Genomic DNA, 23589 nt, shown 5'->3' on the forward strand with positions numbered 1-23589 from the left:
CTAAACCGACGTTTTTTATAATGTATTTTGTCCATGCATCCGATAACTTCACCTGATTTTTTTGACTAAAAAGGTGATTAAAAACTATGCAAATAGGCTATGTCAGGGTGTCAACAAATGACCAAAATACGGATCTCCAGCGACAGGCCCTGGAACGAGCAGGATGTGAACAGATTTTTGAGGAAAAAATGAGCGGAACGGTTGCAAACAGACCGGCACTAAAACGGCTGCTGCGAGTCCTGAAAGAGGGAGATACGCTCGTTGTTTGGAAACTGGATCGGTTGGGGCGCAGTATGAGAAATCTTGTGTTGCTGGTTGATGAATTGCGTCAACGAGGAGTGCATTTTCGAAGCCTGACAGACAGCATCGATACATCAAGCCCGATGGGACGCTTTATTTTCCATATTATGTCAGCGCTGGCAGAAATGGAGCGTGAATTAATTGTCGAACGAACCAGGGCAGGTTTAGCCGCTGCGCGAGAGAAAGGGAGAATAGGAGGGCGTAGGCCAAAGTTAACGGCAGAACAGTGGGCGCAGGCTGGCAGACTGATAGCTAACGGTGTAGACAGAAAACAGGTCGCGATAATTTATGATGTGGCTGTATGCACGCTCTATAAAAAATTTCCAGCAGGAGAGCGGTAAATTGCCGCATCAGAGCGTATGCAAGACCCTGATGCGGCCAGCTGGCGATCGTTCGATAGTGCGAATATAGAATGGTTGCCAGCCGCCGCGGATTGTATCTGCCCGGCATAACGGATCAATGCGTTTTATCTGAAACTGGTATTAATGCCACGTCTTTTTACTCAGGCTGGTGATAGCTGAAATGGCATGTGCTGAATCATCAAAAAGCCGGGTCAGTACAGGAACCCACTGCCTGTTTTTGTACTCAAGCACCAGATGTCCAGGCAGGTCTTTGCTGACGATGGCAAATGTCCTGAGTTCAGGCGTTGGAACAGGGAGATCGGTGCCAAGCGGGAAATATATTCTTACCCCGGCAATAATCATGTTGTCCATGCTCATCATTCGTTCACCAGCCACATATCGGCTTCTTCAAACATCTCTTCCAGCATACGGTTAAGTCGTTCTTTTTCGGTCTTTGTGCAATCGCTGTTTAATGCGTTAGCCTGCATTGGCTTAACTCTCACGTTGGCATCGGGGAAGATCCGGTGTACGCGCTTTGTCAGCTCGTTAAGAATGATGTTTCTTGCGTCCGGTAGCCCCTCGACATTGCGTTTGTCGTAAACGAGTTCCACAAACATAAAATTCTCCTTTTACTGGTTGGATATACAGTTAAATTTAAACTGTATAAATAAACAGTGTCAAGGTGTTGATGACGATGTTAAGAGGATCTGTGAAATGGTTGTTTTGACGGCGCTTTTACCCCAGTTTTACCCCGAAGCTTCCCCGTTCAAAAAACAGGCATAAAAAAACCAACCGTAAGAGGTTGGTTTTTCTAAGGGATTTTGGTCGGCACGAGAGGATTTGAACCTCCGACCCCCGACACCCCATGACGGTGCGCTACCAGGCTGCGCTACGTGCCGACTTGTGGATGCCAATACTACCGCTTTCCACCACGAATGCAAGGGGATGTCTTGCTAACTGATTTATAATTAATCAGTTAGCAATGAATCGTTTCTCGTCGGTCAGTACCTGCAACAACAGGCTCAGCTGCGGCTTCTGGTCTTTGATCTTCTCGCCGTGTAGATCGTATGTCTGATAGGTGCCGTTATTGTTCAGTACCAGCGTCATTTCCGGCGTGGTAATCGCCAGCGTACTGCCGTCCGCCGCGGTCACCCAGTAATGGCGGCGCGTGGCGTTGAACAGATCCTGTCCCTGCGAGTACTCATTGGCTGGCGTACTGACGTGCAACAGTCGCTGCATCAGCGTCGTCATCAAATCCGTATGGTCGGTCAGAGTGTTGATTCGCTGCGCTGGCGTGCCCGGCCAGTGAATGATCAACGGCACTTGCAGATGGCCGCGAGACCAGGCGAAATGGCTTTCTTCCTGCACTAACGGTACGCCGCGACCGCCCGTAATGATCACCACGGTGTTGTTGAGTTTCCCTGCGTCACGCAGTGCGCTGAGCACCCGGTTAATCTGGGCATCCACGTTCTCTGCGGCGCGGGCATACCGTTTCGCAAAGTCTTTCTGGTTGCTGTCGTCAACGTTTGTGCCGTTGAAGGAAACCCATGAGAACCAGCGGTTATCTTCCTGGGCGTAACGTCCTAACCAGTTAATCCACTGGCTCGCCGTTTGCTCGTCGGACTGCGTTTGCACAGTTGGCATGGAGAAGTCTGACAGCAGCGCCTGGCGGTAGAGCGGGCTGGTGAAGCCGTCAGAAGAGAATAACCCTAACTGATAGCCTTGCTGGTTCAGCGCTGAGATCAGCGCGGCAGGCGTTCTGGTTGACAGAATACCGTCCATATAGCTGGGCGATACGCCATAGAACAGACCAAATATTCCATTGTCAGACGTGTTGCCTGAACTCATGTGGCGCGTGAACGACGTATTCTGTTCGGCGAATGCGGCCAACGCGGGCATCTGTTTTTCATAGCGGGAGTAGTTCAGCGCGTCGACCGTAATTAACAGTACGTTCTGGCCGGTGCCCATGTCGCGATACTGCAAATCGCTCAGCGGATACTGAACGGAAACGGCTTCCGGGTTGCCTTGTTCCACCAGACGGCGCTGATACTCCTGCGCATCCAGCAGACCGTGTTTTTCCAGAAAACGGCGCGCCGTCATCGGGTATGACAGCGGTAAATTCGCGCGCTGCATGGTGATTGGGCGATAGAAGTTGGCGTCTGCCCAGATATACACCACATGCGAAGCGATAAATGAGACGAAAAAGAACGCGGCAAGCGGTTTGGCGAAATGGCGACGTCGCGTCAGGCTGCGCAGCTTTTGCCAGCTCCAGGTCGCAAACAGCATTTCGATTAACAGGATGACCGGCACGCTAATAAACATCAGTTGCCAGTCGCGCGCCATCTCGTTCTGATCGGGGTTAATGACCAGTTCCCAGACAATGGGATTCAGGTGCAGGTGGAAGCGGGTAAAAACTTCGCTGTCGATCAGCAACAGCGTCATGCCCGCCGTCGCCAGGATAGCTGACAAAAAACGCATCAGCCGCTGGGACATGACAATAAATGTCAGAGGAAACAGGATCAGCAGATAGGCGGCGAACACCAGAAAGCTGAAATGCCCGACAATGCTCAGGTACGAGTAAATACGCCCTGCAAGCGTTGTCGGCCAGTCTGCGACAAACAGGTAACGGCTACCGAGCACCATGGCCAGCAGAATGTTGAACAGTGCAAACCAGTGCCCCCAGCTAACCATCTGGGAGACTTTTTCACGGTAGCGCTGACGATGAGTTACCATAAATAGCCGTTCGTTTCCCTTAATGCGCTTTGTCGTCGTTAATTGAAGACTGTAATGCGCGGGCAAAAGAGTTCGCAATCGCCTGGCGTTGAGCCGGTGCGATGCTGGTGTTGATAAGGTTGGTGACCATGTTTCCCAGCACCATCAGGGAAAGGTCGGTCGGTGCCTTATGTTTTTCCAGTACGTTGAGCAGGTCACTCAGTAATTGTTCAACGTGTTCGTCACTATAGCGGGAGTGTTGTGGCATAAATCGCAATCAGTTTGTTCATGAAAGGGCAACATATTACCGTAGCAACAGTTTTTTTTCTGCTTTTTTATCTCCTGTTGCGTCACCGCCCGTCAGGTGATTGAATACCGCCCGGTCATAAAGGAGAGTTTATCATGAGTCTGGATATCAACCAGATTGCCCTGCACCAGCTTATCAAACGTGATGAGCAAAATCTTGAGCTGGTCTTGCGCGATTCATTACTGGAGCCGACAACCACCGTTGTCGATATGGTGGCTGAACTGCACCGGGTCTATAGCGCCAAGAACAAAGCGTACGGCCTGTTCAGCGAAGAGAGTGAACTGGCGCAAACGCTGCGGTTGCAGCGTCAGGGCGAGGAGGATTTTCTTGCCTTTAGCCGTGCGGCGACAGGCCGTTTACGCGACGAACTGGCGAAATACCCGTTTGCGGACGGCGGTATTGTCCTGTTCTGCCATTACCGTTATCTGGCGGTGGAGTATCTGCTGGTGGCGGTGCTGAACAACTTAAGCAGCATGCGCGTGAATGAGAACCTGGATATCAACCCGACGCACTATCTGGATATTAACCATGCGGATATTGTGGCGCGTATCGATTTGACCGAATGGGAAACGAACCCGGAATCCACCCGTTATCTGACCTTCCTGAAAGGCCGGGTAGGGCGCAAAGTGGCCGATTTCTTTATGGATTTCCTGGGCGCCAGCGAAGGGCTGAACGCGAAAGCGCAAAACCGGGGGCTGTTGCAGGCGGTGGACGATTTCACCGCAGAAGCGCAACTGGACAAAGCTGAACGTCAGAATGTCCGTCAGCAGGTGTACAGCTACTGCAATGAGCAATTGCAGTCTGGTGAAGAGATTGAGCTTGAATCGCTGTCGAAAGAGTTATCCGGCGTCAGCGAAGTCAGCTTCAGAGAATTTACCGCTGACAAAGGCTATGAGCTGGAAGAGAGTTTCCCGGCGGACCGCAGCACGCTGCGTCAGCTGACGAAATATGCCGGGAGCGGCGGTGGGTTAACCATCAACTTCGACGCCATGCTGTTAGGTGAGCGGATTTTCTGGGACCCGGCGACCGATACGCTGACGATCAAGGGAACGCCGCCAAACCTGCGCGATCAGCTCCAGCGTCGGACGTCCGGCGGTAATTAACGGTTTTGACGTTATGTGTTGTAACGCCGGATAGCGGTGCAGGCACCTTATTCGGCTTACGGTTCATCGCCTTGTCGCGCACCATAAAAAAACCCCGCCGTGGCGGGGTTTTTCTTCAACTTGTTGGCGATTACGCGCGAACGAAGTCGATGTGAGTCAGCTTCGGCTTGAACGCGTGACGCTGTACAGCCTGAGCTTTAACTTTTACTTCTTTACCGTCAACAACGATGGTCAGAACTTCGCTGTAGAACTCAGCTTTAGCTTGCATGTTCATAACCTGGTCGTGGTCCAGTTCGATAGCAATCGGGGCTTCAGCGCCACCGTAGATGATTGCCGGGAACTTGTTAGCGGCGCGCAGGCGGCGGCTCGCACCCTTACCCTGCTCTTTACGTACTTCTGCGTTGATAGTAAACATTTAAAATCTCTCTTAAATAATTCCTGTTACAGGCGACCCAGCAACAGGTAAGTGATCTGCTTTGCGTATGCAAAAGCGGGCGAGATTCTATACTCAAATGGCTATCACATCAATCAAAAGTACGATTAACCGCGCAATTCATGTGCCCGCCGGAAGCGGCCTTCATAATCGAAGACTTTTTCGCGCACCTGCCAGTACTGACCTTTCATGCGGGCGACGACAAAATCAGGGTGGCGAAGCAGCGCCTGCTGCGCCAGGATATCCGCCGCAGCGATCCAGCGTAACGGAATACCCGGCGTGCGGGTATGCGGGCGAATAAACAACTGTTCAAAGGCGGTGCGTTGAGCGGGCGTCTGCAATCGGAAGCGCTCACTCACATCGGCGCCGTCCTCATCGTAGTAGGTGATTTTCAGCCATTCGCCTTTCCCATCATGCCCGTGTTGTAACGCCATCCCGCTACAGCGCAATACCAGCGCATCTTTGAGTTTTAGCGCCGCTTTCAGCATATCGTCCGGGTCGACCAGAATCGTGTCGCACTCCCGGCAGCGCCGGGCGGCGATATCGTTTTCCGCGTTGCACTGCGGGCAGTTTTTAAAGCGGAAGCGAAAATCGCACTGTTCGCGATGCCCGTCATCATCTTCAAACCAGCCCTGGCAGCGGCGACCGAAATGCTCAATCAGCGTGCCGTCAGCGGTGGTTTTCCCCCAGAAGGTATTGGCGAACCCGCAGGCTGGGCAGAACACCTGCACGGGAACGTTGTCACTTTTGCCTTTTGGCGTGCCCACTTCCGGCGCATACAGATCGTGCGGGTTTCCGGCATAGTCGAGGATCAGACAGTCGGTTTTTCCAGGCGCAAGCCGCAGACCACGCCCCACGATTTGTTGGTAAAGACTGACTGACTCTGTCGGGCGCAGGATAGCGATAAGATCGACATGCGGCGCGTCAAACCCGGTCGTCAGCACGGCGACGTTCACCAGATAACGAAAGCGCTGGGCTTTGAAATCGTTAATCATCACGTCGCGCTCTGCGCCCGGCGTGTCCCCGGTAATCAGCGCCGCATCATCGGTGGGCAGCAAACCCACAATCTCTTTGGCATGTTCGACGGTGGCGGCGAAAATCATCACCCCTTTGCGGGTTTGGGCAAATTCAACAATCTGGCTGATGATGTGCGGGGTCACGCGCTGCTGCTTTTTCAGCTCGCGATTGAGGTCAGCTTCGCTGAACAGGCCGTTACTCTGTGCCTGCAGGCGGCTAAAATCATACTGCACCACGGGCATATCCAGACGCTCCGGCGGCGTCAGATAACCATGCTTAATCATGTAGCGCAGCGGTAACTCATAAATGCAGTCGCGAAAGAGCGCTTTTTCGTCGCCGCGCACCATGCCGTGGTAATGGAAATGATAAATCCAGCCTTTGCCTAACCGGAAAGGGGTGGCCGTCAGGCCGAGCAGACGTAAGTGGGGATTCACTTTACTCAGGTGCGCCAGGATTTGCTGATACTGACTCTCTTCATCGTCGCCGATGCGGTGGCATTCATCGACAATCAACAGCGAAAACTCGCCCTGGAAGGCGTCAAGGTTACGGGCGACCGACTGCACGCTGCCAAACACCACCTTGCCGTGGCTCTCTTTACGCTTCAGACCGGCGGCGAAAATGTCGGCCTCCAGCCCCAGCGCGCAATATTTGGCATGGTTTTGCGCGACCAGCTCTTTTACATGCGCCAGCACCAGCACGCGCCCACGCGCCACTCGCGCCAGCTCGGCAATCACCAGACTTTTGCCTGCGCCGGTCGGCAGGACAATCACAGCAGGCGTGCGGTGGCGGCGAAAATGGTTGAGCGTGGCATCCACGGCTTCTTGCTGGTAAGGACGAAGTGTAAAAATCATGGTCTCACTACGATGAACGGTACAGGGAATAGTATGCCATGAATCATTTCCCTTGAGCGATGGTTAGAGCCCGTTATACTGGATGGACAACGGCTTCATTTTTCGGGCGTTATGCCCGATTTCCGTATTATTACAGGCAAAATCAAACTCATGCGACTTGATAAATTTATCGCTCAGCAACTCGGCGTCAGCCGTGCTATTGCCGGGCGTGAGATTCGTAGTAACCGTGTTATCGTCGATGGCGAAATCATCCGAAACGCGGCGTTTAAACTCCTGCCAGAACATAATGTCGAGTACGATGGCAACACGCTGGTTCAGCAAAATGGTCCGCGCTACTTTATGCTTAATAAGCCTCAGGGCTATGTCTGTTCAACGGACGACCCGGATCATCCCACGGTACTCTATTTCCTTGATGAACCTGTCGCGTACAAGCTGCATGCCGCCGGGCGGCTGGATATCGACACCACGGGACTGGTGTTGATGACGGATGATGGCCAGTGGTCGCACCGGATCACCTCTCCGCGCCATCATTGTGAGAAAACCTATCTGGTCACGCTGGAATCGCCGGTAGCTGCGGATACCGCCGAACAGTTTGCCAAAGGCGTGCAACTGCATAATGAGAAAGACCTCACCAAACCGGCCGTGCTGGAGGTGATCACCCCGACGCAGGTGCGTCTGACCATTAGCGAAGGGCGCTACCACCAGGTGAAGCGGATGTTCGCCGCCGTGGGGAACCATGTTGTCGAACTGCACCGCGAACGCATCGGCGCAATTGTGCTGGATGACGACCTCGAACCTGGCGAGTATCGCCCGTTGACCGAAGAAGAAATCGCCAGCGTCGGTTTATAGACCCGGTGAGCCAGGCGCTTTACGTCCCGCTAAATTCAGGAGTTCATTTGTGACCACCCGGCAGCACTCATCCTTTGCCATTGTTTTTATCCTTGGCCTGTTAGCCATGCTGATGCCGCTGTCGATTGATATGTATCTTCCGGCGCTGCCGGTGATTTCTGCCCAGTTTGGCGTACCGGCGGGCAGCGCGCAGATGACCCTCAGTACCTATATTCTGGGGTTCGCCGTGGGGCAGCTTATTTACGGCCCGATGGCGGACAGTCTCGGGCGCAAGCCGGTTATCCTCGGCGGGACGCTGGTGTTTGCGGCGGCGGCGGTGGCATGCGCGCTGGCGCAGACTATCGACCAGTTGATCATCATGCGTTTCTTCCACGGTCTTGCCGCCGCTGCGGCGAGCGTGGTGATCAATGCTCTGATGCGCGATATCTACCCGAAAGAAGAGTTCTCCCGCATGATGTCATTCGTCATGCTGGTGACGACAATCGCGCCGCTGATGGCGCCGATTATTGGTGGGTGGGTTCTGGTGTGGTTGAGCTGGCATTACATCTTCTGGATTCTGGCGGTGGCGGCGATTCTGGCATCGGTGATGATCTTCTTGTTGATTAACGAGACGCTTCCCGTTGAACGCCGTCAGCCGTTCCATATTCGTACCACGATAGGGAACTTTGCCTCGCTGTTCCGACACAAACGCGTACTGAGCTATATGCTGGCCAGCGGATTTAGCTTTGCGGGAATGTTCTCGTTCCTCAGCGCCGGCCCGTTTGTGTACATCGAGATTAACCATGTGTCGCCGCAGCATTTTGGCTATTACTTTGCGCTGAACATTGTGTTCTTGTTTGTGATGACCATTATCAACAGCCGCTTCGTGCGCCGGGTTGGGGCGTTGAATATGTTCCGTACCGGGTTATGGATTCAGTTTGTGATGGCGGCCTGGATGGTATTCAGCGCGCTGTTTGGCGTGGGCTTTTGGGCGCTGGTGGTTGGCGTCGCGGCGTTTGTCGGATGCGTTTCTATGGTCTCTTCAAACGCGATGGCCGTTATTCTGGATGAATTTCCGCATATGGCGGGCACCGCCTCGTCGCTGGCCGGTACGTTCCGGTTTGGCATTGGCGCGATTGTTGGGGCGCTGCTGTCGCTGGCAACCTTTACCTCCGCCTGGCCGATGATTTGGTCGATTGCTTTCTGCGCAACCTGCTCCATTCTCTTCTATCTCTACGCCAGCCGCCCGAAAAAACGGTGATCTAATACACAACATGGAAGCCGGAAGGCTTCCTTTGTTGACGTACATCAACGTCAAATCCATCATTTTTTCCATTTATGTTTATTTTATGTAAAATCAATTTATGTAAAAAGTCACATCATTGTAGTTAAAAAGGTTGAGTTAGATCGCAGAAACGGGTACATATAGCCCGCAAATACGTCCGGCACTGGCAAAAAATATTTTAATAACGGGCTGTACAGGCCGCTCAGACCAGGGATGTAAGCGTTTTCGATCTGTTTAAGGACGGGTTGTCAATGATGTGTTAATATGGATGTAAATAAATTGTGAAGTGAATGTGCTTCCGGGGAAAGAAAGTGACTACATTACAACTCTCAATCATTCATCGTTTACCGCAGAACTATCGGTGGTTAACGGGTTTTGCAGGTTCAAAAGTTGAACCGATTCCGCAAAACGGGCAGAACACAGAAAACAGTCTGGTGGCGCTCAAACTCCTGAGTCCCGATGGCGATAGCGCATGGCCGGTGATGCATACACTTAGCCAGGCGCTTAGCGACATCGAAGTGCCTTGCTCTGTTCTGGAGTGCGAAGGCGAGCCGTGCCTGTTTGTTAATCGTCAGGACGAATTTGCCGCGACCTGCCGCCTGAAAAATTTCGGCGTAGCGATAGCGGAACCCTTTTCGAACAACAATCCTTTTTGAGCGTCAGCTTAGCGCGAGCAACTGACGCGTATACTCCTGTTGTGGTGCGGTAAAGACACGCTCACATTGCCCCTGTTCCACCACTTCTCCTTGTCGCAGTACAATGACCTGATGGCATAATGCGCGCACAACATGCAGATCGTGGCTGATGAAAATGTAAGCCAGGCGATGCTTTTGTTGTAAAGATTTCAACAGCGCCAGGATTTGTGCCTGAACCGTTCTGTCCAGCGATGATGTCGGTTCATCCAGAATAATCAGCGACGGTTTCAGTATTAGCGCCCTGGCGATAGCGATACGCTGGCGCTGGCCGCCGGAAAATTCCGCCGGGTAACGATGGCGCGTCTCAGCATCCAGACCCACTTCCTTCATGACGGCGATAACCTGTTCTTCGCGCTGCCCGGCAGAAAGGGCCGGTTGATGGACGCGTAAGCCTTCTTCAATAATTTGCAGTACGTTGAGGCGGGGGTTCAGCGATGAGTTCGGGTCCTGAAATACCACCTGAATACGGTGACGAACCGGCAGCAACTGACGGCGGGTTAAATTTTGCAACGGCTGGCCGTCAAAAGTGATGCTGCCCTGCGAACGAATCAACCGCAGCAAGGCCAGGCCGGTGGTGCTTTTCCCTGACCCGGATTCACCGACCAGCCCCAGCGTTTCACCGGGTCGAAGCGCGAAACTCACCTCGTTAACCACGACGTTATGATCCACCACGCGTTTCAGAACCCCTTTTCGAATCGGGAATGCGACGCGAAGCTGGTTCACTTCCAGCAGCGGCGACGACTCACCGGGCAATGGAACCGGGGAGCCGGTGGGTTCGCTGTTCAGCAACTTCTGCGTATAGGGATGCTCAGGCGCGCTAAGCAACGGCAACGCACGGTTTTGCTCCACGCATCGTCCGTTTTGCATCACCGCCACGGTGTCCGCCAGTTTTTTCACAATGCTGAGATTATGGGTGATAAACAGCATACCCATATTCAGTTCGCGTTGCAGTTCACGCAGTAGTTGCAGGATTTGCGCCTGTACGGAGACATCCAGAGCGGTCGTGGGTTCATCGGCGATTAACAGTTCAGGATGCGTGAGCAACGCCATTGCGATCATCACGCGCTGGCGTTCACCGCCTGAGAGCTGATGGGGATAATCGCTCAGCCGTTTCGCGGCCTGACGAATCCCTACGCGATCCAGGCAGCTCAGGATTTCGGCCCTGGCGGCCTCACGGCGCATTCCCCGGTGCAGGGACAGCACTTCGTAGAGCTGTTTTTCCAGCGTATGCAACGGGTTTAGCGATACCATCGGTTCCTGAAAAATCATGGCGATTTTATTGCCCCGCACGCCGCGCAGCGTCTGCTCGCTGGCGTGGAGCAATGACTCGCCATGAAAACGGATATCGCCCGCGAGATACACCGCAGGCGGAGAGGGCAGCAACCGCAGAATCGACAGCGCGGTGACGCTTTTACCGGAGCCGGATTCGCCCACCAGCGCCAGCGTTTCGCCTGCGTCAACCTGTAGAGAGATGTCGTTAACAACCGTGCGCACGTTCTCCTGATGGCGAAAACCTACCGATAAATTCTCAATAGTTAACAGAGGATGCGTCATCTTATACCGCCTTGTTGGGATCAAACGCGTCGCGTACTGCTTCGCCAATAAAAATCAGCAGCGACAATAACACCGCGACGGACAGGAACGCGGTGATCCCAAGCCACGGCGCCTGCAAATTATTTTTACCTTGCAGGAGTAATTCGCCGAGGGAAGGGGAGCCGAGCGGCAGGCCAAATCCGAGAAAATCCAGTGACGTCAATGTGGTAATCGAGCTGCACAAAATGAACGGTAAAAAGGTCAGCGTGGCGACCATCGCGTTGGGCAGCATGTGACGCAGGATAATGCTGCGATCGCTGACGCCCAGCGCCTGCGCGGCGCGGATGTAGTCGAAATTGCGCGTGCGCAGGAATTCCGCGCGAACCACCCCGACCAGGCTCATCCAGCCAAACAGGACGGTAATGGCCAGCAGCCACCAGAAATTGGGTTGCACCACGCTTGAGAGCAGAATAATCAGAAACAGCGTCGGCATTCCTGACCACACTTCGATGAACCGTTGCCCCCACAGGTCGATTTTTCCGCCGTAATACCCCTGCAACGCGCCCGCCAGCACGCCCATTACGCTGGAACAGAGGGTAAGCATCAAACCAAACAGGATAGAGATTCGCGTGCCGTAGAGGATGCGCGCCAACACGTCGCCGCCATTCGCGTCGGTTCCCAGCCAGTTTTGTGCGGACGGCGGAGAGGGGAAGGGTTTATCAGTGGCAAAGTTGATGCTGGTGGCGCCAAAACGCACGGGCGCCCACAGCACCCATCCGTGGTTTTCAAGCTGCTTTTGCAGCCAGGGGTCCTGATAATCCGCCTGCGTTGCGAACGGCCCGCCGAAATCGCTTTCGCTGTAGTTTTTGACCAGCGGAAAGTACCAGCTTCCCTCATAGCGCACCAGCAGCGGTTTATCGTTGGCGACCAGTTCGGCGCACAGACTCAGGCCAAACAGCACCAGGAAAATCCACAGTGACCAGTACCCCCGGCGATTATGACGAAAACGCGCCCAGCGGGCCTGGTTTGCAGGGCTTAATCGCGGCATCAGCGTCCCTCAAAATCAATGCGTGGATCAACCAGCGTATAGCTGATATCGCTCAGGATATTCAGCAGCAAGCCGATCAGGGTGAAAATGTATAACGTGCCAAACATTACCGGGTAGTCGCGTGACACGGTCGCTTCGTAGCCCAGCAACCCCAGCCCGTTTAAGGAAAACATCACTTCAATGAGCAGCGAACCGGTGAAAAACATGCTGATAAAGGTGGCGGGAAAACCGGCGATTACCAGCAGCATGGCGTTGCGGAAAACGTGCTTCCACAGAATGTTTTTTTCGCTCACCCCTTTTGCACGCGCGGTGACAACGTACTGTTTGCGGACTTCATCCAGAAAAGAGTTTTTGGTCAACATGGTCAGCGCGGCGAACCCGCCGATCACCGTCGCCAGTACCGGTAACGTGATATGCCAGAGGTAGTCGGTAATTTTCTGATACCAGGGCAGGGAATCAAAATTGGCGGATACCAGGCCGCGCAGCGGGAAGAGGTCGTAATAGCTACCGCCAGCAAAGAAAACGATCAATAAGATGGCGAACAGGAAGGCGGGGATAGCGTAGCCAACGATGATAAAAGCGCTGCTCCAGATGTCGAAACGGCTGCCGTTATATACCGCTTTGCGGATGCCCAACGGGATCGACACCAGATAAATGATGAGCGTACTCCACAATCCGAGCGTAATGGACACGGGCAGACTGTCTTTGATTAACGTCAGTACGGATGCGCTGCGAAACAGGCTGTCGCCGAAATCGAAACGAACATAGTCCCAGAGCATTTTAAAGTAGCGCTCATGAACAGGCTTATCAAAGCCGTAGCGATGCGTGATCTCCGCGATCACCTCGGGATCTAACCCACGTCCGCCGCGATAGTGGCTGTCGCTAATATTCCCTACGCCGGTCTGGGCGTGGCTGGCGCGAACGCCTTCGCTACCGGCGCCGGGCAGGGCGCCAGACTGGCCGAATTCAATGGCCGCGATCGCCTGGTCAACCGGGCCGCCCGGTGCGATCTGGACAATAAAAAAGTTGATTGTAATGATGGCCCACAGCGTCGGGATCACCAGTAACAGACGTCGAATCAGGTAGGTGCCCATTTATTCTCCCTGTCGTCTGGCGGCGGGAAGTTTTGCCGCTTTGTTGACGTCATACCACCAGGTATCCAGTCCAATGGTGTAGATCGGCCGAATGGCCGGATGGGAAAATTTATCCCACCAGGCGAGCCTGTCTTCCGCCATATACCACATTGGCAGCATGTAGTAATTCCAGGTCAATACCCGATCCAGCGCCCGCCCGAGGGGAACCAGCTTCGTTTTATCGCCCTGGGCGGCAATGATTTGGGCAATCAGTTTATCAATGACCGGGCTTTGCACGCCTGGCGCGTTATAGCTGGAGTCAATGTATTCAGACGCCCAGGATATTTGTAGATCGGAGCTGGGCCACGGCATGGCGCGCCACAGTCGCGGCATCATGTCGTAGTCGCGACTGCGCATACGGTTGGTGATTTGCGAGTTATCAACCTGGCGGATGTTCATCGTGATGCCAAGACGCTGCAAATTATGCTGGAAGGGAAGAACCCACTGGCTGTTGCCGCCTGCCGGAAGCAGCAGTTCAAAGCTCAGCGTTTTGCCGGTCGCGCTGTTAACGCGTTGCTGGCCTTTCAGTACCCATCCCGCCTCTGTGAGTAATTTATCGGCCTTCAGCAGGTTTTCCCGATCGTAGCCATCGCCGTTTGAGACTGGCGGCTGATAAATCCGGGTAAAGACCTCCGGCGGCAGATCCTTTTTCATGGGTGCGAGTAAGACCAGTTCGTCTGCACTGGGGTAGTTTCTGGCGGCATACTCGGTATTCTGGAAATAGCTGTTTGCCCGGCTCCAGGCATTATAAAACAATGCCTTGTTCATCCATTCGAAATCAAATGCCAGGGTTATCGCTTCACGCACGCGACGATCGTTAAATACCGGACGCTGAATATTAAAGGTCAGCCAGCGCGTATCCTGTGCGGATTCATTTTTCTGTTCGTCTTTAACGATGTAATGGTTATCAAAGTTTTTACCGGTGTAGCGCGTTGCCCAGTTTTTCGCGTCATTCTCCAGACGCAGGTCAAACGCCCCGGCCTTAAAGGCTTCAAACGCAACGTTGTCATCAAGGTAATAGTCGTAGCGGATGGTATCAAAGTTCCAGCGCCCCCGGTTTACCGGCAGGTTAGCAGCCCAATAGTTTTTTACCCGGGAATAGACAATATACTGGCCCATTTTCCACTGGGTTATGCGGTACGGGCCGCTGGCAAGAGGAGGCTTAGAGAGTGGGTCGCTGAGCTTATGATCCTTCCAGAATTTTTCCGGCATGACCGGTAAAGAAAACAGGCTGAGCATATCCTCTTTACCGGGTTTGGCTAATTCAATGCGGACGGTAAGCGGAGCGATGGCTTTGACGGTCGTGCCTTTGTACACCAGACGAAATTGCGGCACGCCCTCAGTCATAAATTTATGGAAGGTGAAGGCGACGTCGCGGGCAGTGATGGGCGAACCATCATGAAAACGGGCGCGTGGGTTGATGGTCACTTCCACCCAGGAGTAATCCTCCGCATATCGCGCGTTGTCAGCAATGAGCGGATAGTAGCTGCCGGGTTCGTCGTCAGAGGTGGTAAAAAGCGTGTCGTAAAGCTGCTCGGTACGTGCGCCAGGATTACCGCGCATGGAATAGCGGTTGAAATTATCGAATGTCCCGGTCGCGGAAAGCGTTATCCGCCCCCCTTTTGGCGCCGCCGGATTGACATAATCGAAATGATTAAAATTGAAGGCGTATTTGGGTTCGCCAAGCACGGAAAAGGCGTAACTTTCTTTGATGGCCTGAGCCTGTACGCCAAAGCTGGCCAGGGCGACAAACAGAAGCATTACGCGAGCAATCATCGGAAAATGGTTTCCTTTTCTTATCACCTGCCACCGTCAGGCAAGCGTCAATCCTGAATAATAAGTGACGCAGCCTCTGTTGTGAATCCATTCGGGCAGAAGAGTGCCGTCACCATTTCGGCGCGGGCCGGGTATTCATCCAGTGAACGAAGTCCTCAAGCGCTAAAGGGCGGCTAATCCAGTACCCCTGGAGGAAGTTGACGCCATGATCGCGTAGCCATCGGGCCTGCTCCGGGGTTTCCACTCCTTCCGCAACGGTCAGCATATGCAGGCGCTTAGAGAGCATCAAAACCGCATCCAGAACTGGAGAGGTCACGGTTTCCGTACCAATCGCATTAATAAAGCCCCGGTCGATTTTCAGGTAGTCCAGCGTAAAGCGTTCCAGATAGATGAGGGCGCTATGGCCGGTGCCAAAATCATCAATTGCGATTTCGAATCCAGCGCAGTGCAGCCACTCAAATAATTTAGCCGCTTCATGTTGATTGAGCATATCGCGTTCGGTAATTTCCAGTACGATCTGAAAATGATGCGGCGGTAAGGATTCCGCCAGGAGACGGATGTCCTCTTTAAAGCTGTTGCTGTGCAGGTGGTCAGGCGCGATATTGATGCCAAACTTTGCCCCGACAGGCAGTACCTTCTGCAATGCGGGGGCGTCGCGCGCCACGAGTTTAAACAGATGCTGGGTGAGCGGCACAATAAGCTGCTGGGCTTCTGCGTAATGAATAAACGCGTCAGGCGGGATTTCGCCTGCCGTAGGGTGACGCCAGCGTAACAGCACTTCCAGACCCGTGACCCTGAGCGTTTGGGTATCAACGACCGGTTGATAGACCACATAAAATTGTTCGCGCTTGATAGCCACCAGGATCTCTCGCCCTGGCTTCAGGCGGATAGAGCTGATGTAGTAGCAGAGCAGGGCGGCGATGATACCGCTCATACTGCCCAGCAGCAGGGCATAGCCCACGTCGTTATAGGTCCAGCTGTCGGCGTATAACTGTATCTTCAGCGGCAGCCCTTTTATTGTCGCCTGGCGCGAAGGCGTACCCGACAGCTCTTCCACGGTCATTAAATGCGAAGAAAACGTCGAGAGCACGGTATCGCCAATAATTAATGCGATGCCATCAAAATCTTCCTGTCGGGCGGTGTAAATAAGGTAGGGCGTCAGGTTGATATTCAGCGAGGTAAATACGCCGCTCTCTTTTAATAACGGGTTGCGATACCAAATCGCCATCGCCGGTTTATCCGGCATCATCGGCGTGCCGGGAAGTATCGCCATATCAATTTCTTTGCGGATGTCGATATTGGATACCAGGTCGGTAAGCGGCGTGTCCATCGATCCGGTTGCCGACGAGCAGAAGGCGATTTTGTCTTTGACGAGCAAAAAGGCGCGCACATTCAGGCTAAAAGCGGCGCGGGAGGTCAGCTCGGAAGAGACTTGCTGGCAGTCATTAAGCGTCAGGGGCTGTAACACATCCGTCGTGGCTTTAAGGTCGGCGAAGTAGCTCACCAGATAATGTTGTACGTCGGATATCAGCGTGTCGTATTTGACTTCACGTTTATGCCATGACATTAAAAATTGCAGGCTACTGATAAGTAACGCGACGATGACCCCTGTGAGAATGCAGGTGAGCAGGATTTTTCGCGAGGACGAGGAGGCGCGTGTGAACATAGTTACTGGTTCTACCTGAGGTAACCGAATGCGATTAAAATGCTTGATTTAAAAGACTATAACCTGGATTAAACCGCATCGTCATACTTTTCTACAGGGATGCGATAGAACGCAAAAAAAGCACCGCCGAAGCAGTGCTTTTTATGTGTCTCGTCAGGATTGCCAAGGGATAGCGGTCAGACGAAAAATTAACTGCGGCTCAGAACCCGGCGCCCTTCGTTGTAACGTTTTTTCCAGTAAGGCTCGTTCATGCTGGAAATAATAACGCCGCTACTGGTAGACGCATGAACAAACTGGTTGTTGCCGATGTAGATGCCTACATGACGGCCCGTCGAACCGGCGCGGAACAGAACCAGATCGCCCGTGCGCAGGTTATTGCGCGAAACGGATTTGCCCATTTCCTGCTGCTCATAGGTTGAGCGAGGCAGTTCTAAACCAAATTGTTCACGGAATGTACGCTGTACAAAGCTGGAACAATCGACACCTTTTTTGGTGCTGCCGCCAAGGCGGTAACGCACGCCTTTCCAGTCAGCATACTGATCCATAATCCGCGATTTAACATCGAGGTTACGCACCATATTTTCAAATTCATCCTGAGAGGCTTGCAGTGAAGAGTTATCTCCATTGCCCACAGCATGCGTCTCAGAATGCACGTTCTTTGCGGTATTTGTAGTGCTACATGCAGAAAGCAGAACCGCCACTGCAATCGCGGGAATTCCCCGCAGGATATATCTCAAAATCGGTTGAGACCTGACCATGTTGTTTGTTTTCCCTTGAAGTCCTTAACGACAAATATCGTTATAAAAATGCCAAACGTGACGAGACTAATTACCTGCGCACAATGAGACAATTCTTTAAGGTCAAATCTGTGGCGGAACGCACAAATTTATTCGCAAAGAGAATAATTATCCAGCGAGGCAAAACGAGTTCAAGATTACCCGATCGTTGCTGCCATTGCGAGCAGTTTGGCGGGATTTTTTATAAGAAATTATGATACTGAAAGTGAATTAGTGGCATTGGCTAAATTAAACGCAAATGAGGCGAATAACAGGCAATGCGTTCATTTTCAACGGGAAGAAGATGACAGGAAGATGACGGCGGGGCGGGAAATAATCGACGATCGCCATCAGGAGTGAGAACGCTCTCTGATGGCGATGTTAATTGATGTGATTTATTTGTTTAAATTTTGTTTGTTTTTACCGGGCAGATAATTATCGAAAAACCGTATCACGCGATCGCTGAACGACGTCATTAACAGCCAGGGCAATCCAATCAGCACCGTTGTCAGCGAACCGACCGCAATATCCGTGAACCAGTGGGCGCCGATCATTACGCGCGGAAAGGCAAAAACCACAAATATAATAAGGGCGATGAAACCTGCGACTTTTCCGAAATAACGCAGCATAAATGCGGAAAAAATAAGCAGCATCATTCCGTGATCGCCAGGGAAACTGTCTTTTGACGCATCCTTGGTGGGAATATGCAGGAGATCGCTGACGCGGTGAATATTTTCAAGCGTCAGCGTAGGGCTGGCGCGTTTGACCGGAATAAACGCCTGACCTAACTGATTCACCACAACCGCAGATAAAAGCATCACCAGGCCGATGATGATAATACGCCGACGGCCCGCCGGGGTCTCTTTTAACCAGAAGCTCAGCATCAGGCAGCCCATCGCCAGCAGCGCGCAACCATCAAACGCCCGGTTATTGGTGATCGCCACCAGCCAGAGAAATGCGCGGCTTTCAACCAGCTTCTGGTTAAAGAAGTGGAAAATGTTCGCGTCGAGAGGAGACCAGAATCCGTGATTGACTGGAATATACCACGACAAAAACAACGCCAGACCCGCAGCGTTAATCAGCAGTATGAGGGGATACCGGGTTTTCATTATCATCTCGCCATTCAGTAAAACGGAGGCAACCTTACGCGTCCTCGGCTAAACGAAGCTTCAACAATGCGGTCTGTAATGTATTCCAGTCTGTTTCACTGTCTGAGATGAGTTCGATGCGGCTGTCCGGCGGCGCGACGTTTTGGGTCTCAATATGAAGATCGTCACCCTGACGATTAATACGCACCAGCCCCTCCTTAATGCGCATAACGCCTTTCACTCGTCCAACCGGCGCGAGGCGCGCCCATTCGAGCAGGCCGATGGTGTCGAACACGGTATCTGCATCAAAAATCCAGCCGCAGGCCTGATGCCCCTGGCCGCTGTTCAGGCTGCGACGCCAGCGCTGTTGCGCCGGCAGGCTAAGCGCGGCGAGCCCTTTTCTTTCGGCATGCTGGTGCGCGTGGGCGGCGCTGGCGGGCAGTTCCGCCAGATTCTGGCGCGGTAAATCCAGCAGCTGTCCGTTGATTTGCCCGTGGTCGGCATGAACCAGTTGACGATTGTCGCCGTACTGTTGCCACCAGGTTTGCAGGGCGCTTTCGCTTTCCGGCGTAGCGCGATCGGTTTTATTCGCGACGATGACATCGGCGGCAGCCAGCTGGTCGCGGAAGTTTTCGTTGGCGACGCTCTTTTCATCCAGCAGTAAACGCGGATCAAGGATGCACAGCGTAGCGCGCAGGTCGATCCACGGCTCGTAAACCGGCGCGGTTAACAAATCGAGGATCTGCTTCGGATGGCCAAGTCCTGTCGGTTCGATCAGCAAGCGATCCGGCTTGCCCTGGCGCAGCAGGGTATTTAGCCCCACCTGCATTGGTAATCCGTTCACGCAACACATGCAACCACCGGGGATCTCTTTCAGCAATGCGCCGCTGTCCGCAAGCAGCGCGCCGTCAATGCCCACTTCGCCAAATTCGTTGACCAGCACGGCCCATTTTTCCGCAGGATCTTTGTTGGCTAACAGATGAAGGATAGAGGTTGTTTTTCCACTGCCGAGAAAGCCGGTAATGAGGTTGGTTTTGGTCACGTCTGCTCCAGAATAATGATATGCCGTAACGGCTCGTGCTAATCCTGGCGAAAAAAAACGAAAAAGAGAAGGGCAGAGCGGACGAAGAATTTTTTCGTCCGCTGGAAAGACAGAAATTGTTAATTTTTTAACGTATCAATGACCGCCTGATGCGCGCCATGTTGCGCAATGCGCCGCCAGGCTTGCTCAATGGCCTGCACAAACAGGGGATTTTTCACGAGATCCGTGCCGAAAACCTCCTGCAACGACAGCAGCGCGCTAACCCGCTCCGCGTCACTGCTGCTTTCAACAAGTAGGCGAATTTTTTCACTGAGCGGGTCCCGAATATCAATCGTTGCACCAGCGTCGTCCACGCCGCTGACGTAGCGCATCCAGCCTGCGACGCCCAGCGCCAGCAGCGGCCAGTTACTCCCACGCGTCAGATGTTCGCGAATGCCTTCCAGCATCCGCTGCGGTAATTTCTGGCTGCCATCCATCGCGATTTGCCAGGTCCGGTGCTTCAGCGCCGGATTGGCGAAGCGTTCAATCAGGCTGGCGGCATAGCGGGATAAATCGACGTTGGTGATGCGCAATGTCGGCGCCTGTTCATTCATCATCAGGCGGTAAGCGGCCTCGCGAAACGCGCTGTCCTGCATACAATCGCTGATGTGCTGGAACCCGGCCAGATAGCCGAGATACGCAAGGAACGAATGGCTGCCGTTGAGCATGCGCAGTTTCATTTGCTCCCAGGGCAGCACGTCATCAACCATCTGCACGCCAGCGACTTCCCACTGCGGGCGGCCTGCCACAAAGTTATCTTCAATGACCCACTGTATAAACGGTTCACAACTGATGGCGCAGGGATCGGCGACGCCCAGCTCGCGGGTAATTTCGTCCAGCGACTCCTCTGTGGCGGCAGGCACGATTCTGTCTACCATCGTTCCCGGGAAGCTGACGTGCTGCTGAATCCACGCCGCCAGCTCCGCCGCGCGTTTTTCCGCCATGCCCAGAACGGCGTTTTTAACCACATGGCCGTTATCCGGGATGTTATCGCAGGAGAGAACCGTGAAAGGCGACAACCCGCGCTCACGCCGACGATGCAGGGCCTCCACAAGAATCCCCGGCGCCGAGTGCGGCTCCGTGGGGTGTTGCATATCGTGAATAATGCGCGGGTTTGACACGTCGAGCGAACCGGTTGCCGGATCGATGCAATATCCTTTTTCGGTGATAGTGAGTGACACTATCGCCACCTGCGGCTCGCAAAACTTTTCGATAATAGCGGCAAGCGAATCCAGCTTTGCGTTCAGACACTCCTTGACCGCGCCGACGATAATCGCCTGATTGCCGTTCGCGCCTTTTTCCAGCACGGTGTACAAGTGATTCTGCTCGCGAAGCTGGCTCATCAGGCGATCGCCGCTGAACAGGCTGATCTCGCAGATCCCCCAGTCTCCGCCTTGCGCATTCAGCACTCTGTCGGTCAATAATGCCTGATGGGCGCGGTGAAACGCGCCAAAACCGAAGTGCACAATCCGGGTTTGTAGTTGTTGTCGATCGTAGCGGGGCGTCAGTACGCCTTCCGGGAGTGGGGCAGAGGCAATAGTCTTCATTAAGAACACACCTGATTAACCATTAATTAACAATGGTAGTGTAAAGTTATATGACACCAAATTGAATTGGTATGCCGCATTTATCCGGGGATTGTGAGCTGGATCAATCAATCATGCGCCCTGCGTTGACCATTTACGCGATACCTGTATGGTAGTCATCACTCAGGTAAACTAATTTGGTATAACAACTTGTGAGGTGAAGCAATGGAACAAACCTGGCGTTGGTACGGGCCTAACGATCCGGTATCGCTTGATGATGTGCGTCAGGCTGGCGCAACGGGGGTTGTGACGGCATTGCACCACATTCCGAACGGTGATGTGTGGCCGGTTGAAGAGATTAAAAAGCGCCAGGCCATTCTGGCTGAGAAAGGGCTGACCTGGTCTGTTGTCGAAAGTATTCCGGTGCATGAAGAGATTAAAACCCGCTCCGGGCAGTACCAGACCTGGATTGCAAACTATCAGCAAAGCATCCGTAATCTGGCCGCCTGCGGTATTGATACCGTGTGCTACAACTTTATGCCGATTCTCGACTGGACGCGTACCGACCTTGAATATCCGTTGCCCGATGGTTCCAGAGCGCTGCGTTTCGATCAGATTGCCTTTGCGGCTTTCGAACTGCACATCCTGAAGCGTGACGGCGCGCAAGCGGACTACAGCGAAGAAGAACAGCGCCAGGCGCTGGACTACTTCAACGCCATGAGCGCTGCGGATATCGAAAAACTGACCCGGAATATTATCGCCGGGCTGCCTGGCGCTGAAGAGGGTTATACGCTGGATCAGTTCCGTGCGCGTCTGGCGGAATATAACGGTATCAGCAAAGAGGATTTACGCGAAAATATGGCGGTGTTCCTGCGTGCGATTGTGCCGGTGGCAGAAGAAGTCGGCGTGCGCCTGGCGGTGCATCCTGACGATCCGCCGCGCCCCATCCTCGGCCTGCCGCGCATCGTTTCTACCATTGAAGATATGCAGTGGCTGAAAGAAACCGTAGACAGCATTAACAACGGGTTCACCATGTGTACCGGTTCGTACGGCGTACGCGCGGATAACGACCTGGTGAAAATGATCGAGACGTTTGGCGACCGCATTCACTTTACCCATTTACGCTCAACCTGCCGTGAAGATAACCCGAAAACCTTCCACGAAGGCGCGCATTTGCAAGGGGATGTCGATATGGTCGCGGTGATTACCGCAATTCTTACGGAAGAACAGCGTCGTAAGCTGGCAGGCGATCTGCGTCCGATCCCAATGCGCCCGGATCACGGTCATCAGATGCTTGACGATCTGCATAAGAAAACCAACCCCGGCTACTCCGCTATTGGTCGTCTGAAAGGGCTGGCGGAAATTCGAGGCGTTGAACTGGCGCTGAAAAAGACCCAGTTCCGCGATTTGCTGTAACACTTGTTGGTCATAAAAAAGGACAGCCCTGGCTGTCCTTTTTTGTTGGTGCGTCGGCGACGGGCGCTTAGTCCGCGCGGCCCATGTAGCGGCGTTCTTCAATGTGAATACGGATTTTTTCACCGGCGCTCAGGTATTCCGGCACCTGAATCACCAGACCGGTGCTCAGCGTTGCGGGTTTGTTGCGGGCGCTGGCTGACGCGCCTTTAATGCCCGGTGCGGTTTCCACGATTTCCAGATCAACCGTCTGCGGCAGTTCGAGCGCCAGCAACTGACCGTCCCAGGTCAGCACCTGCATATCCGGCATTCCGCCTTCAGGAATAAACAGCAGTTCTTCTTCAATCTGATCTTTGGTGAAGGTATACGGGGTATAGTCTTCTTTATCCATGAACACATATTCGTTGCCGTCGATATAAGAGAAATCGACGCCACGGCGGCTCAGGGTGACGGTATCAACGATGTCGTCGCCTTTGAAACGCTCTTCGACTTTCAGACCCGTACGGACGTCGGAAAAACGCATTTTGTACAGCGTCGCGGCACCGCGGGCGGTCGGTGACTGAATATCAATATCTTTTACAATCAGCAGTTTGCCGTTGTAGTTCAGTACCATACCTTTTTTAATTTCGTTCGCTCTTGGCATCGAAAAAATCCTGTTGTAGAGAATGTCTAAAATA

At 53.3% G+C, this 23589-nt stretch carries 22 protein-coding genes and 1 tRNA gene; 6 read left to right on the top strand and 17 right to left on the bottom strand.

The genetic code is table 11. The annotated features are described in order from the left end of the window. Positions 1–86 precede the first annotated feature (86 nt). Positions 87–641: a recombinase family protein gene (locus OGX81_RS17250; RefSeq protein WP_110494442.1), complete on the top strand. Its 555-nt coding sequence runs from the start codon at positions 87–89 to the stop codon at positions 639–641. A 141-nt stretch (positions 642–782) separates the two neighbouring features. Here OGX81_RS17250 and OGX81_RS17255 read toward each other — a convergent pair whose 3' ends face one another. The 5 genes from OGX81_RS17255 to OGX81_RS17275 form a co-directional block, all read right to left on the bottom strand. Then, positions 783–1037 (bottom strand): hypothetical protein, encoded by a 255-nt coding sequence (locus OGX81_RS17255; RefSeq protein WP_286487623.1) that lies wholly within the window; start codon positions 1035–1037, stop codon positions 783–785. After that, a complete protein-coding gene (locus tag OGX81_RS17260) occupies positions 1019–1258 on the bottom strand; it encodes a DinI family protein (RefSeq protein ID WP_104868300.1) in 240 nt (79 codons plus the stop codon). The genes OGX81_RS17255 and OGX81_RS17260 overlap by 19 nt, the downstream gene beginning before the upstream one ends. Positions 1259–1463: 205 nt before the next feature. Continuing rightward, a tRNA-Pro gene (locus OGX81_RS17265) sits at positions 1464–1540 on the bottom strand. Between the two features lie 73 nt (positions 1541–1613). Further along, the gene (gene yejM / locus OGX81_RS17270; RefSeq protein ID WP_104868431.1) at positions 1614–3374 is read right to left on the bottom strand and encodes an LPS biosynthesis-modulating metalloenzyme YejM; all 1761 of its coding nucleotides are present in this window, start codon (positions 3372–3374) and stop codon (positions 1614–1616) included. Between the two features lie 19 nt (positions 3375–3393). After that, positions 3394–3621 (bottom strand): YejL family protein, encoded by a 228-nt coding sequence (locus tag OGX81_RS17275; RefSeq protein ID WP_012131565.1) that lies wholly within the window; start codon positions 3619–3621, stop codon positions 3394–3396. 134 nt (positions 3622–3755) lie between these two features. On the opposite strand from OGX81_RS17275, the gene yejK reads away from it, so the two are divergent. Continuing rightward, a complete protein-coding gene (gene yejK / locus OGX81_RS17280; protein ID WP_012131566.1) occupies positions 3756–4763 on the top strand; it encodes a nucleoid-associated protein YejK in 1008 nt (335 codons plus the stop codon). Positions 4764–4893: 130 nt separating this feature from the next. Here yejK and rplY read toward each other — a convergent pair whose 3' ends face one another. Beyond that, complete coding sequence (rplY, locus tag OGX81_RS17285) at positions 4894–5178, bottom strand: 50S ribosomal protein L25 (RefSeq protein WP_012131568.1); 285 nt, start codon at positions 5176–5178, stop codon at positions 4894–4896. 125 nt (positions 5179–5303) lie between these two features. Beyond that, positions 5304–7064 carry a DNA repair helicase RadD gene (gene radD / locus OGX81_RS17290; protein WP_104868432.1) on the bottom strand — a complete coding sequence of 587 codons (1761 nt, stop codon included), beginning with the start codon at positions 7062–7064 and terminating at the stop codon, positions 5304–5306. Positions 7065–7214: 150 nt separating this feature from the next. On the opposite strand from radD, the gene rsuA reads away from it, so the two are divergent. The 3 genes from rsuA to OGX81_RS17305 all read left to right on the top strand — a co-directional run bounded on the left by rsuA (position 7215) and on the right by OGX81_RS17305 (position 9833). Then, positions 7215–7913, top strand: coding sequence for a 16S rRNA pseudouridine(516) synthase RsuA (gene rsuA, locus OGX81_RS17295; protein WP_047463976.1), 699 nt, complete (start codon positions 7215–7217; stop codon positions 7911–7913). A 49-nt stretch (positions 7914–7962) separates the two neighbouring features. Next, positions 7963–9153, top strand: a complete 1191-nt coding sequence (locus tag OGX81_RS17300) for a Bcr/CflA family multidrug efflux MFS transporter (protein WP_024130168.1) — start codon at positions 7963–7965, stop codon at positions 9151–9153. A gap of 335 nt (positions 9154–9488) precedes the next feature. Continuing rightward, entirely contained in the window at positions 9489–9833 is a 345-nt protein-coding gene (locus tag OGX81_RS17305) for a YejG family protein (RefSeq protein ID WP_047462451.1), read from the top strand. A gap of 3 nt (positions 9834–9836) precedes the next feature. Here the strand turns inward: OGX81_RS17305 and yejF are convergent, their stop codons facing one another. The 9 genes from yejF to OGX81_RS17350 form a co-directional block, all read right to left on the bottom strand. Next, complete coding sequence (yejF, locus tag OGX81_RS17310) at positions 9837–11426, bottom strand: microcin C ABC transporter ATP-binding protein YejF (RefSeq protein ID WP_104868433.1); 1590 nt, start codon at positions 11424–11426, stop codon at positions 9837–9839. A 1-nt stretch (position 11427) separates the two neighbouring features. Further along, entirely contained in the window at positions 11428–12453 is a 1026-nt protein-coding gene (locus OGX81_RS17315) for an ABC transporter permease (RefSeq protein ID WP_060815836.1), read from the bottom strand. After that, entirely contained in the window at positions 12453–13547 is a 1095-nt protein-coding gene (locus tag OGX81_RS17320) for a microcin C ABC transporter permease YejB (protein WP_104868434.1), read from the bottom strand. The genes OGX81_RS17315 and OGX81_RS17320 overlap by 1 nt, the downstream gene beginning before the upstream one ends. Continuing rightward, positions 13548–15362 (bottom strand): extracellular solute-binding protein, encoded by a 1815-nt coding sequence (locus OGX81_RS17325; RefSeq protein WP_104868435.1) that lies wholly within the window; start codon positions 15360–15362, stop codon positions 13548–13550. It abuts the gene before it with no gap. 109 nt (positions 15363–15471) lie between these two features. Next, complete coding sequence (locus OGX81_RS17330) at positions 15472–17028, bottom strand: cyclic di-GMP phosphodiesterase (protein WP_104868436.1); 1557 nt, start codon at positions 17026–17028, stop codon at positions 15472–15474. 188 nt (positions 17029–17216) lie between these two features. Next, positions 17217–17786, bottom strand: coding sequence for a bifunctional murein DD-endopeptidase/murein LD-carboxypeptidase (gene mepS / locus OGX81_RS17335; protein ID WP_012131581.1), 570 nt, complete (start codon positions 17784–17786; stop codon positions 17217–17219). A gap of 413 nt (positions 17787–18199) precedes the next feature. Then, positions 18200–18919, bottom strand: a complete 720-nt coding sequence (locus OGX81_RS17340) for a phosphatase PAP2 family protein (protein WP_047462461.1) — start codon at positions 18917–18919, stop codon at positions 18200–18202. Between the two features lie 28 nt (positions 18920–18947). Next, positions 18948–19934 carry a CobW family GTP-binding protein gene (locus OGX81_RS17345; protein WP_104868437.1) on the bottom strand — a complete coding sequence of 329 codons (987 nt, stop codon included), beginning with the start codon at positions 19932–19934 and terminating at the stop codon, positions 18948–18950. 119 nt (positions 19935–20053) lie between these two features. Then, positions 20054–21520 carry a mannitol dehydrogenase family protein gene (locus OGX81_RS17350; protein ID WP_104868438.1) on the bottom strand — a complete coding sequence of 489 codons (1467 nt, stop codon included), beginning with the start codon at positions 21518–21520 and terminating at the stop codon, positions 20054–20056. A 204-nt stretch (positions 21521–21724) separates the two neighbouring features. Between OGX81_RS17350 and uxuA the strand changes: the two genes are divergently transcribed. Beyond that, positions 21725–22915 (top strand): mannonate dehydratase, encoded by a 1191-nt coding sequence (gene uxuA / locus OGX81_RS17355; RefSeq protein WP_012131587.1) that lies wholly within the window; start codon positions 21725–21727, stop codon positions 22913–22915. A gap of 67 nt (positions 22916–22982) precedes the next feature. Here uxuA and yeiP read toward each other — a convergent pair whose 3' ends face one another. Next, entirely contained in the window at positions 22983–23555 is a 573-nt protein-coding gene (gene yeiP / locus OGX81_RS17360; protein ID WP_012131588.1) for an elongation factor P-like protein YeiP, read from the bottom strand. Positions 23556–23589 lie beyond the last annotated feature (34 nt).

The organism is Citrobacter sp. CK206 (assembly GCF_030333125.1).
Lineage (GTDB): Bacteria > Pseudomonadota > Gammaproteobacteria > Enterobacterales > Enterobacteriaceae > Citrobacter_B > Citrobacter_B koseri.